General features: G+C 38.3%; 12 protein-coding genes. 11 read left to right on the forward strand and 1 reads right to left on the reverse strand.

Features of this window, described 5'->3' with window-relative positions:
* Positions 1–186: 186 nt before the first annotated feature.
* Positions 187–417 (reverse strand): YflJ family protein, encoded by a 231-nt coding sequence (locus G9F74_RS17070; RefSeq protein WP_101557945.1) that lies wholly within the window; start codon positions 415–417, stop codon positions 187–189.
* Positions 418–642: 225 nt separating this feature from the next.
* On the opposite strand from G9F74_RS17070, the gene G9F74_RS17075 reads away from it, so the two are divergent.
* The 11 genes from G9F74_RS17075 (at position 643) to G9F74_RS17125 (ending at position 12539) form a co-directional block, all read left to right on the forward strand.
* Positions 643–996: a DUF3870 domain-containing protein gene (locus tag G9F74_RS17075; RefSeq protein WP_001225458.1), complete on the forward strand. Its 354-nt coding sequence runs from the start codon at positions 643–645 to the stop codon at positions 994–996.
* A gap of 503 nt (positions 997–1499) precedes the next feature.
* Entirely contained in the window at positions 1500–2438 is a 939-nt protein-coding gene (gene glaH, locus G9F74_RS17080; RefSeq protein ID WP_016107912.1) for a glutarate dioxygenase GlaH, read from the forward strand.
* Between the two features lie 211 nt (positions 2439–2649).
* Entirely contained in the window at positions 2650–3852 is a 1203-nt protein-coding gene (lhgO, locus tag G9F74_RS17085) for an L-2-hydroxyglutarate oxidase (RefSeq protein WP_016107913.1), read from the forward strand.
* A 317-nt stretch (positions 3853–4169) separates the two neighbouring features.
* Positions 4170–5222 (forward strand): proline racemase family protein, encoded by a 1053-nt coding sequence (locus tag G9F74_RS17090; RefSeq protein WP_002038054.1) that lies wholly within the window; start codon positions 4170–4172, stop codon positions 5220–5222.
* Between the two features lie 19 nt (positions 5223–5241).
* Positions 5242–6219 (forward strand): ornithine cyclodeaminase family protein, encoded by a 978-nt coding sequence (locus G9F74_RS17095; RefSeq protein ID WP_016107914.1) that lies wholly within the window; start codon positions 5242–5244, stop codon positions 6217–6219.
* 183 nt (positions 6220–6402) lie between these two features.
* Positions 6403–7992, forward strand: coding sequence for an ABC transporter substrate-binding protein (locus tag G9F74_RS17100; RefSeq protein ID WP_016107915.1), 1590 nt, complete (start codon positions 6403–6405; stop codon positions 7990–7992).
* Positions 7993–8170: 178 nt separating this feature from the next.
* Complete coding sequence (locus G9F74_RS17105) at positions 8171–9121, forward strand: ABC transporter permease (RefSeq protein ID WP_000278784.1); 951 nt, start codon at positions 8171–8173, stop codon at positions 9119–9121.
* A gap of 6 nt (positions 9122–9127) precedes the next feature.
* On the forward strand, positions 9128–9979 hold the full coding sequence (locus G9F74_RS17110) for an ABC transporter permease (protein WP_016107916.1): 852 nt from the start codon (positions 9128–9130) through the stop codon (positions 9977–9979).
* 26 nt (positions 9980–10005) lie between these two features.
* Positions 10006–10998, forward strand: coding sequence for an ABC transporter ATP-binding protein (locus G9F74_RS17115; RefSeq protein ID WP_001291132.1), 993 nt, complete (start codon positions 10006–10008; stop codon positions 10996–10998).
* Positions 10991–11962 (forward strand): ABC transporter ATP-binding protein, encoded by a 972-nt coding sequence (locus tag G9F74_RS17120; protein WP_016107917.1) that lies wholly within the window; start codon positions 10991–10993, stop codon positions 11960–11962. Before G9F74_RS17115 ends, G9F74_RS17120 begins: the two co-directional genes overlap by 8 nt.
* A gap of 196 nt (positions 11963–12158) precedes the next feature.
* On the forward strand, positions 12159–12539 hold the full coding sequence (locus G9F74_RS17125; RefSeq protein WP_016107918.1) for a BA_1872 family lipoprotein: 381 nt from the start codon (positions 12159–12161) through the stop codon (positions 12537–12539).
* Positions 12540–12599 lie beyond the last annotated feature (60 nt).

Genomic DNA, 12599 nt, shown 5'->3' on the forward strand with positions numbered 1-12599 from the left:
TCTTTTGAAGAAAATTTAGCCATAAAAAATGCACCTCCAATTGTTAATTATGTGTCTAACAATTGGGGTGCACTTCATTAGGGTGGCCTTTTTGGTTTGTATGAATGTGTGATTGGTTGGTGGAATGGGGGAATGATTTGTCGATAAGTCAATATACCATGTTGAACCGCTAATATATTTCGAGAATTAATCGATGTTAGATTCCTCTTCTTTCGTTTTCTCTTGTTGTGCGATTAATAAATTGCGCAATACGTGTCCGCGGTAACTTTCTAGTTTTCGTCCTTCATGATAGCGGACACCTAATTTTTTAAGTTCAGCTACGTACCAGCCTTTTGTTCCGTAATACATGAGACCACTTCCTTTTTTCTTTTGAACAGTATATGTTGTGGGGATTTGGAACTTTCTTATCAAATTAATATTGAATATTCAGTTTATTTACATTATGATTAATTTAGTATCGGATGGCAGTGAGTAGCCTCGCTGTAAGCCCGGATTTATATTTGAAAATGAAGAGAGTAACTTCTTTCCACTTGAGCTTCTTTAGCAGGAGTACGAGCTAGAAGGATAAGGGGAGTAAATAAAATTCAATGCAGCTGTATACGATGCTTTTCTGGCTTTTAACATAGTAACGGAGGGTGAAATATGCGCAAAGGAACTTTTTTCATGGCTGGACATTCGAGACTTCCGAAAGGGATGGCGGTTCGCAGTATGTACGAAACGTTAACAATTACAATTGAAGCAGATCATAAATATCATGTCATTATTGAAGCGTCATGTACGCTTGCAACAGAGCACGGGAGAGGCTTCGTCGCCCAAATTTTAAGAGGACATAGTTTACGAGATGGTATTGAAGAAATTGTGCAAGATATTACAGATCATTATCAAGGAAAAGCGCAAAATGCTATCGTCAGTGCGGTCAAAGATTTGCATCGCCAATATGTAAGTTATTTAAATGATGAAAAGCCTGTGGAAGAGTACGAGGAAACAAATTTATAATCAATGTCTAGTTTATGACGATAAATGAGAGCCAGTTGTATTTCCTTTAAAGAGATGCGACTGGCTTATTTTATTTGGGAGTAAGTAAGATGAATACGTGAAAAGAAATTCAAGTTGTAAAACAAGAAGCGAAAAAAGGGGATTTATAAAATGTGTAAAGTATGTCGAGGAAATAATAAAAAACGAATTGACAGTTATAATATTTAGAATTATTATTTAATTAATAAGATCCATTCGAGAAATTAGCCTTCTCTAAATTCGATCTTGTTTTCCTGTTTACACATGTTTTCATATGAACTGTCTATTATTATTGTACTTTAAGAGATTAAAGACACTCGTAATGATAAGCCAGTTGTACGTTTCTACGATTTTCTGTCGTGGTGCGTATGACTGGCTTTTTGCTGTTAGGGCAGTAAGACCAAATCTCGGCATAAGAAGATAAGGATAACTGTCTGTAAAAAGCGTCAATACGTTCTTCATATTTCATTTAGGGAGGAATTGAAATGTCGATTATTACAGAACAAAGTACGAAGATGAAGTTTGCAAAAAAATATGAGGGTTATGAAATTATTCCTCATCCGGAGCATAAACGTTTATATCATATTATGTTAAATCAGCAATTGCTTAAGCAGTTTTTTGAAGAGGTAAAAGAGCATTCAGAGCAGTCATTACAATACATTCCGTATTCACGGTTTAATCTTGCTGATGGAATGAGAAAGATTTTTGGGCAATCATTTATGGATAACATTCGCGGCATTATTCATGACCGTGAAACGGGCGGATTTACAATTGGGGTGCAAGGTGAAACGGCAGATCCAGCAGATTACGTGAAATTTGCAACAGCAATAACACATTTAATTGGGGCACCAAACTTCGATGCAATGACAGGAACGTATTATGCAAGATTTAATGTGAAAGATACGGATAGTAGTGATTCTTACCTTCGTCAAGCGTACCGATTGTTTACACTTCATACGGACGGTACATTCGTTGATGAACCGACAGATTGGCTTCTTATGATGAAAATGGAAGAGCAAAATGCAGTAGGAGGAGAATCTCGTTTGCTACATTTAGACGATTGGGAAGATCTTCAAAAATTTAGAAACCATTCACTCGCATCTGTTAAATTTACGTATAAAGCACCACCAAGTAAAAATGCGCAAGAAATCGTCTATCGTGAAACGTTTTTTGATATAAATAACGCACCATGTATTTGCTTTATTGATCAGTTCGCTTATCCAGATAATATGGAACAAGCAAACTATTTGAAAGACTTATCCTATTCAGTTGAAAACTCACAGGCAACACATGCATTAAAATTACCAGTTGGTGACTTAGTTCTTTTAAACAATTTATTTTGGATGCACGGAAGAGCTGCATTTGAGAAGAATAAAGATTTATATAGAGAACTCATGCGTCAGCGCGGTTGTTTTTCTAAATAATATGTACGGCAGGTCTTTTGAATAGACCTGCCTTTTATCCCGCTATTTGCCGGGCAGTAAAACTCCCACCTTAAAATTCGGCTGAAGCAAAGAAGTTAGGTGGAAGATTAACTGCCTGTAAACGCCCGATTGGTGAAGACTAATAATCAGTGGGGATGGACGAAACCCCACTGATTAAAGTTTCACTTTATACGATTAAGGGGGAATTAGAGTGTATGACTTTATAATTATTGGCGGAGGAATTGTTGGTCTATCAACTGGAATGGCTTTAACGAAAAAATTCCCTCGTGCGAAAGTCGCGATCATTGAAAAAGAAAAGGAACTTGCACACCATCAAACTGGACATAATAGCGGAGTAATTCATTCTGGCATTTATTATAAACCAGGGAGTTATAAAGCGAAGTTTGCCAAAGAAGGAAATGCAGCTATGGTTCAATTTTGTAAAGAAAATGACATCGCTTATGACATGTGCGGAAAAGTAATTGTCGCTACAGAAAGAGAAGAACTTCCTCTTTTACATAACTTATATGAGAGAGGCTTACAAAACGATTTACACATTTCAAAAATAGATAAGGAAGAATTAGCTGAAATTGAACCTCATGTAAAGGGACTAGGGGCCATCCGTGTTCCTTCTTGCGGGATTGCTGATTATAAAGGAGTCAGTTATGCATTTGCTCGCTTAATTCAAGAAAGCGGCGGTGAAGTACACTTAGGAACAACCGCAGAGCGTATTACTGAGAAAAAAGATGCTGTAACAATTGAGACAAACAAAGGCACATTTAAAACGAAATTTCTCATTAACTGCGCTGGCTTGCATAGTGATCGCATTGCGAAAAAGACAGGTATATTAACTGATATGAAAATTGTTCCGTTTCGTGGTGAATATTACGAACTTGTCCCAGAAGAACGCCATCTTGTAAAACATTTAATTTATCCAGTTCCAAACCCAGAATTCCCGTTTTTAGGTGTTCATTTTACAAGAATGATAAACGGAGACGTACATGCAGGACCAAACGCAGTAGTAAGCTTCAAGCGCGAAGGTTATACGAAAACGGACTTTAATATGAAAGACTTCATGGAAACAATGACATACACAGGCTTTTGGAAAATGGCGATGCCAAATATGAAAGAAGGCATAAAAGAGATGGTGCGCTCATTTAGTAAACAATCATTTTTAAAAAGCTTACAGCGCCTCATACCAGAACTAACAGAGAAAGATATCGTGCCAACACATGCAGGGGTAAGGGCACAAGCTATTTTATCAAACGGAAATATGGTTGATGACTTTTGCATTATTCCTGGCATCAATTCTCTACATATTTGTAATGCACCATCTCCAGCTGCAACGGCAAGTATAAAGATTGGTGAGGAAATTGCTAAGCAAGTGCCGGATGTGGTGGCGGTGAGGGTTTGATGGATCCCCCAGGGTTTTCGGGGGATTTTTTTGTTTTGAGGTTTGGTGAGTGTGGGGCTAAATTGGAGGCTAATAGTCACCAACTGTTTACTGTATAAAAAAGTAGACAGTAGTGTATGTTTTTTTGAAAAATGTATACAGATTTATTCCGCTATTCGCCGGGCAGTAAGACCCTCGCCTCAAAATTCAGCGAAAGCAAAGAAATTAGGTGGGGATCGGGCTGCACGTAAAAGCCCGATTGGTGTGGGCTAATAATCAGTCGGGGATGGACAAACTCCCTACTGATTAAAGTTTCACTTTATACTCTATCCGTTGGCATGATACTTGCAATGAAAATAGTATTAATATATAGGGGAGAGATAGAAATGAAGGTTAGCAAAATATACACAACTATTGATGCGCACGTAGCTGGGGAACCGCTTCGAATTATTACGGGCGGCGTGCCAGAGATAAAGGGAGAAACGCAACTAGAAAGACGCGCATACTGTATGGAACATTTGGATCACCTTCGTGAAATTCTTATGTATGAACCGAGAGGGCATCACGGGATGTATGGTTGTATCGTTACACCGCCTGCAAGTGCTCACGCTGATTTTGGTGTTTTATTTATGCACAATGAAGGCTGGAGTACGATGTGCGGCCACGGCATTATTGCTGTTATTACAGTAGGAATTGAAACAGGTATGTTTGAAGTGACTGGTGAAAAGCAAAAATTCATTATTGATAGCCCTGCCGGGGAAGTTATTGCGTACGCAAAGTTTAACGGGAGTGAAGTAGAGTCAGTATCATTTGAAAATGTTCCTTCGTTTGTATATAAAAAAGACGTTCCTATCAAAATAGATAACTATGAATTTCAAGTAGATATCGCGTTTGGTGGAGCCTTTTATGCTGTAGTGGATAGTAAAGAATTTGGTTTGAAAGTCGATTTCAAAGACTTACCTGCTATTCAAACGTGGGGCGGAAAAATTAAACATGATATTGAAAGTCAAATGGAAGTAAAACATCCATTGGAAGAAGGTTTAAAAGGAATATACGGTGTTATTTTCTCAGATGAACCGAAAGAAAAAGATGCTACTTTACGAAATGTAACAATCTTTGCTGACGGGCAAGTAGATCGTTCTCCTTGCGGCACAGGAACTTCTGCGAGACTCGCAACTCTTTTTGAAAAAGGTGCCTTACAAAAGGGAGAAACTTTTATCCACGAATGTATCACAGATGGTCATTTTGTGGGAGAAGTATTATCTGTAACAGAGGTAGCTCAATATGAAGCAATCGTTCCGAAAGTAACCGGGCAGGCATTTATTACAGGATTTCATCAGTTTGTATTAGATCCGAGAGATGATTTGAATCGGGGATTTTTGTTAGGATAGAAGGAGGAGGTGGAAAGATATGCTAGTCATAAGCGCAAACGAACAAAGAAACTTAGTAAATATGAACGAAGTCATTGCATACGCGGCGCTTGCTTTACAAGAATTTTCCGCAGAAAGAACGATCACACCAATACGTACTTCATTACCATTTGCAAGCGAACAAAATACGGCATTAATTATGCCTTCAGTAGCGGAAGGACTTGAGGCACTCGGCTTAAAAGTAGTAACAGTCGCCCCGCAGAACAAAAAGATAGGAAAGAAAACGATAAACGGGATTGTAATGCTATCAGACTTTCAAACGGGAGAACCACTCGCACTTTTAGAAGGATCGTACTTAACGATGATCCGAACAGGTGCCTTATCAGGAGTAGCAACAAAATATTTAGCTCGTCATAACGCAAAAACTTTATGTATTATTGGAACCGGTGAACAGGCGAAAGGAATTGCAGAAGCAGTATTCGCGGTTAGAAATATCGAAAAGGTCATTTTATACAATCGAACGGAAGAAAAAGCGTATGCATTCGTGCAACATATACAAACGACATTCGGCAAACCTGCTTACGTTTATAGAAATCCAAATGAAGCGATAAGCGAAGCAGATATCATCGTCACAACAACAAATGCATCTACACCAGTCTTCTCAGAAAAACTACAAAAAGGTGTCCACATAAACGCCGTCGGTTCATTCAGACCGAGCATGCAAGAACTACCATCTCACGCCATCGCGAACGCAAACAAAGTAGTAGTCGAATCAAAAGAAGCAGCATTAGAAGAAACGGGCGATCTTCAAGTGCCAATAAAAGAAGGTTTATTTAAAGCTAGCGACATACACGCCGAACTTGGTCAAATTATAAGCGGTGAAAAAGCTGGTAGAGAGAATGAGGAAGAGATTACTATTTTCAAATCAGTTGGTTTGGCCGTAGTAGATATTATCGTTGCGAAGTATTTGTATGAGAAAGCGGTGGAGCGTGGGATAGGGAATAGGATTGAATTTTGAGGCTGCCTTTTGGTGGTCTTTTTTTGTGGGAGGTATTTGTTTCTATTAATAGATTTCAAACTTTTTACCTTTGCGAAAAAGTTTGACAATACATACTGGTAGTGGTAATTTAAAACTTATAAGAAAACTCGGAATTAATTCCGAGTTTTCTTATGTGTATAAATAGTTCGAGGGGGCCGAAAGATGAAACAGAAGTTATTTGCATTACCATTTGTCCTAATACTACTTATTGCATTAGCGGCTTGTTCTGGGGAAAAAGATTCTTCGAAGCAAGCGGGCACTAGTAAGTCAGGGAATCCGAAAGATGGAGGGGCGTTAACGATTGGTATTAGCGATAATCCAGATACGATGAATCCGCTTTATGCGAATGATCGTGTGTCATTAACTGTGCAGCAAGCTTTATATGCGCCGCTATATCACATGGAAGACGGTAAGAAAAAGTTTGTTCTTGCTGAGAGCTTTACGCCTTCAGAAGATCAATTAACGTGGACGTTGAAATTAAAAGATAATTTAAAATGGCATGATGGTAAGAAAATTACATCAGACGATATAGCATTTACATTCCAATCTATTTTAGATGAGAAGCAAAATAGCTCAAGTCGTGAAAACTTTATTTTTAAAGGAAAACCGCTTGAGGTGAAAAAAGTAGATGAGTTAACGACTCAATTTGTTTTACCGCAAGTAAGTGCATCCTTCGAAGGTGTAATGAATGATTTCTTCCCAATTCCGAAACATGTATTTGAAGGGGAAGCAGATTTAGCGAAGAGTACGAAAAACTTACAGCCTGTTGGATCAGGTCCGTTTAAGTTTAAAGAGTATAAATCAGATGAGTACGTTGCATTAGATCGATTCGATGATTATGTAGGTGGTAAAGCTAAATTAGACTCTATCGTATACCGCGTTGTAAAAGACCGTAATACAGCAAATGTTTCACTGCAAAATGGTCAAATCAACATGAAGATGATTGAGCCGCAAGACTTTAAGAAATTAGATAGCACTGGGAACTTCTCAATGGTGACATTCCCTGAAGGTAGATTATTCTACTTATCTTATAACATGAATACAGATTTGATGAAGAAAAAAGAAGTGCGCCAAGCAATTGCGCATGCGTTAGATAAGAAAGAAATGATTAACTCAGCGTTCGTTTCAGGTGAATTTGCAGAACCAGCAAATTCAATCTTAACGCCAGATGCTATGTATTATGCGAAAGATATTAAAGACTATAAGTATGATAAAAAAGAAGCGAAAGATTTATTAGCAAAAGCTGGCGTGAAAGATAAAGAAAAAGTACGAGTTATGTATGTAACGAATAATAAAATTATGGAAAGCTTAGCGTTATATACACAACAAAAATTACAAGAAGTTGGCTTACAAGTTGAACTAAATGCATTAGATGCTAGTGCGGCAAGCGAAAAAGGCTTAGATAAAGAGAATAAAGAATATGACATTACATTTGGTGGTTACATTATGGGACCTGAGCCAGATTCATATAAGAGCTTATTCTTAAGTAATGCAGAATACAATTATGCACGTTATAAAAATGCTGACTTCGATAAGCTATGGGAAGAAGCTGCAGTTGAAACTGATAAAACAAAACGCGCAGAGCTATACCATAAAATTCAAGAGACAGCTAGAGAAGACGTACCTTATCTACCAATCGCTTATCCGAAAGCAGTTATTGCAGTAGATAAAAAGTTTGATGGATTAAAAGAAGCGAAAGCAATTCCTGTCACAATGTTTGAAGATCTATCTAAGATTTATGAAGTGAAATAAGAAACAGTAAAGAAGCTGGTGGAAATCAGCTTCTTTATCCCGCTTTAACGGGCAGTAAGACTCCCGCCTCAAAACTCGATGAATGCGAGGAAGTAGGGCGGGAGTCGTCGGATTGTCCATTAAAGCCTAATTGGTGCAGGCTGATTAAAGTTTCGCTTTATCCTGAGGGGGGAAGTTTGTGTATAAAGTAATTGCAAAGAGGCTTTTAAATGCAATTCCACTTTTATTTGTTATTTCTATTATTTCTTTTCTATTAATAAAATTAGCGCCAGGGGATCCGGTTCGAAACTTTGTCACGCCGAATATGAGTCCAATTGACGTGGAGCGTATTCGCAAAAGTTTAGGACTAGATCAACCCATTTACGTGCAGTATTTTTTATGGTTAAAAAACATTTTAACAGGAAACTTTGGTTACTCGCTTCAAAATCATCGTCCTGTTTTGGAGCTTATCACAGAAAGATTACCTGCAACAATTGGGTTAATGGGATCATCTTTACTCGTCTCATTCGTAATCGCAATACCACTTGGATTATTTACAGGTGTGAAAAAGAATTCATACTTTGACCGCATTATAAACTTTATTTCATACGTTGGTATTTCTATGCCGGTTTTCTGGTTTGCACTACTATTAGTCTACTTATTCTCTTTAAAATTGAACCTACTTCCGAGTATGGGTATGCGCACCGTAGGTAAAGATTCTGTCTGGGATATTGTGCAACACGGCATTTTACCTTGCATGGTGCTAGCGTTCCAAAACGTATCTGTTTATATGAGATATATTCGTTCAAGTACGATTCAGCAATTAGAAGAAGAATATGTACAAATTCAATATGCGTACGGCGCTTCAAAGAAAACAGTGTTATTTAATCACGTACTTCGAAATGTATTAATACCGATCATTACAATTTTCGGATTATCGATTCCAAGTTTAGTAGGCGGAGCGTTTATTACGGAAACAGTATTCTCATGGCCAGGACTTGGTTCACTGGGGGTAAATGCTATTTTTAGATTTGATTATCCGATTATCATGGCAATTACATTACTATCATCATTCATGTTAATTCTCGGTAACTTAATTGCTGATATTTTATATGGCGTAGTAGATCCGCGCATTCGCATGAGGGGGTGATTTGGAATGAATAATAGGAGATTTCAAACGATAAAAAGTAGTTTTACAAAAAATAAGTTTGTAGTAATGGGAGTTATTATACTTTCGGTTTTAACGATCGCATCAATTTTTGCATTCGTATCGCCATACGATCCTAGTAAAATGTCGATTCCAGATCGTTTACAAGAACCGAGTTTAAGTCATCCTTTCGGAACGGATGATTATGGAAGGGATTACTTAACGAGGGCGTTATATGGCGGACGCGTTTCACTTGCGGTCGGTTTCCTTGCGATGGTTGTTTCTATTACAATCGGCACTGCAGTTGGAACAATTAGCGGATATTTTGGCGGAAAGTTAGACAACTTTTTAATGCGAGTTGTTGAAGTACTTATGTCAATTCCATCATTCTTTTTAATGCTACTATTAAATGCGTATTTAAAACCAGGAATTACGACGTTAGTTCTTATTATTGGATTACTAACGTGGATGGACACTGCGCGTATCGTAAGGGCAGAAACGTTATCTGTAAAAGAGCGAGAGTACGTTTTATACGCAAAAGTATCAGGACAAAAATCACTCATGATAATTGTAAGACATATCATTCCTAACATTTTATCAACCATTATAATCGCCGCGACATTAACTATTGCGACATCGATTTTAATGGAATCATCACTTAGCTTCTTAGGATTAGGTATTAGAGAACCAGATTCTTCTTGGGGCAGCATGCTAAACAATGCACAAGGATATACTGGTGAAGCTTGGTATTTAACACTCTTCCCAGGATTTCTTATCCTTTTAACGGTACTTAGTTTTAACGTAATTGGTGAAGCGCTTAAGAAAGCTTTCGCGCCAAAAGGAGCTGGACATGAAAACTAACGTGTTAAGTGAAAGGAGTGAGAAACGTGTCTGAAAAACTACTAGAAGTGAAAAATTTAAAGACTTCTTTTTTCATAGAAAGTGGCGAAGTTGAAGCAGTTCGCGGCGTTACATTCTGCTTAAATAAAGGAGAAGTAGTCGGTATCGTTGGGGAGTCTGGAAGCGGAAAGAGTGTAATGGCAAAGTCCGTTATGTCTCTCGTTACGTCGCCAGGCAAAGTGAAAGAAGGAGAGATTCTTTTTCATAATGAAAACATCCTTTCTAAATCTGAAAAAGAATTGCGTTCTATTCGAGGAAATCAAATTTCACTTATCTCTCAAGATCCAATGTCGGCGCTAAATCCAGTCGTGAAAATTGGGAAGCAAATGACGGAAGTAATTATACGACATCAAAAAGTGAAAAAGAAAGAAGCAGAGCAAATCGCGGTCAACTTGTTAAAACAAGTCGGTCTTTCTTCACCAGAAGAAAGGGTGAAACAATATCCGCATGAACTAAGCGGAGGTATGAAGCAGCGAGTTATGATCGCAATGGCGATGTCTTGTAACCCTGACCTTCTCATTGCGGACGAACCGACGACAGCACTTGATGTAACGATACAAGCACAAATACTAGATTTAATGAAAAACTTAAAAAACGAAACGAACATGGCGTTACTTCTTATTACGCATGACTTAGGAATAGTCGCACAAAACTGTACACGCGTTATCGTTATGTATGGCGGACTTATTATGGAAGAAGGACCTGTACTTGATATTTTCCAATCGCCGAATCATCCATATACGAAAGGGCTATTAAACTCTCTGCCAAAAATAGCGAACGGCGTAAAAGAAAGACTCGCTCCGATTCAAGGTGTAACACCAAACTTATTAAACCCACCACAAGGTTGCCCGTTCGCAGAGCGTTGCCCGCATGCGATGGACATTTGTGAAAAAGAACGTCCACCATATTTTGAAATCGGAAACGAAAGACGTTCCATGTGCTGGCTAAACGATAGGGCGGTAGGTGATTTTCATGCATGAAGAAAACTTAATTGAAGTTCGGAACTTAAAAAAGTATTTTCCTATTAAAAAAGGACTATTCGGCAGAAAAACAGAGCAATTAAAAGCAGTCGATGACTTAAGCTTCACTATTAAAAAGGGTGAAACGTTCGGGTTAGTAGGAGAATCTGGATGCGGAAAATCAACGACAGGAAGAAGTATCATTTGCTTACACGATGTCACTTCAGGTAACGTTTTATTTGATGGAAAAGATATCGCAAGTTTAAAGGAAAGTGAACTAAAAGAATATCGAAAACGAATGCAAATCATTTTCCAAGATCCATACGCATCATTAAACCCGGCAATGAATGTATTCCAAATTATTAGCGAACCGATGAACATTCACGGTTCTTACGAAAAAGAAGAACAAAAAGAAATCATTTTAGACCTTCTGAAAAAGGTAGGATTAAAAGAAGAACACTTATATCGCTACCCGCACGAATTTAGCGGAGGCCAGCGCCAGCGCATTAGCATCGCGCGTGCATTATCTGTAAAACCAGACTTTATCCTATGTGACGAACCAATCTCAGCACTCGATGTCTCAGTCCAAGCACAAGTCGTAAACATGCTGCAAGACATCCAAGAAGAAACAGGAGTCACATATTTATTCATCGCACATGACCTATCGATGGTACGGCACATATCAGACCGCATCGGAGTCATGTACTTAGGAAACATAGTAGAAATTGCCGACAGTGAAGACCTATACACAAAACCGGCACATCCATACACACAAGCACTACTCTCATCTATGCCAGAACCAGATCCGACAAACATTGGCAAAGAACGGATTATCCTAGAGGGAGAAGTACCGAGCCCACTAAACACACCATCCGGCTGCAAATTCAGAACGCGCTGCAAATTCGCCACTGAAAAATGCGCACAGGAAGTACCGAAGATGGTTGAGATTGCGAAGGGGCATGAGGTGGCTTGTCATTTGTTTTAGAGGGAGAGCACTAGGGGGGACCTGGTGCTTTTTTCTTTTGTGGTGGGGTGTGGGATTGGTTGTAGACTAATGGTCAGTGATTGTTTATAGTTGCATTTCCTGTTATATAATTTTCCTTATTTTTCAACTATAATTGTAATGATATGTTAGATTGTATATTTTATCCTTAATATATTTAATGGAAGGGGGACTCTCTATGAAATTGCTTCGTTCATTTCTCATTTTGACTCTTGTTGTATTGTTAAGCGCATGCAATACAGCAACAAAAGTCACAAAGGTTCAAAAAAATGGCGAAACGACTTTAACAATTGGTTCTTTGCAGGGGTATTACGATGTACAAACGCTTAAAGCTGAAAAAGGAAATGTGGAAATTCCTTATGAGGCAGCAGTTGAAGAAGGTACGATTTTATTGCAAGTCAAAAAAGATGATAAGGTCATTTATGAAGAAGAAGTTACTTCTCAAAAAGAGGGTTTGCTTTCTTTTGAAGCGCCAAAACCCGGCTCATATGATTTAATTGTACGCGTGAAGGGTGAAGAAGAGAAAGCGAAAGGGATTCAAATACATACGAAGCTATGAAAAAACGGCAAGCGGAGTATAATCGCTTGCCGTTTCCATTTCCAGTTGGTTCTGGCATAA

The organism is Bacillus sp. EKM202B (assembly GCF_011066025.1).
Lineage (GTDB): Bacteria > Bacillota > Bacilli > Bacillales > Bacillaceae_G > Bacillus_A > Bacillus_A toyonensis.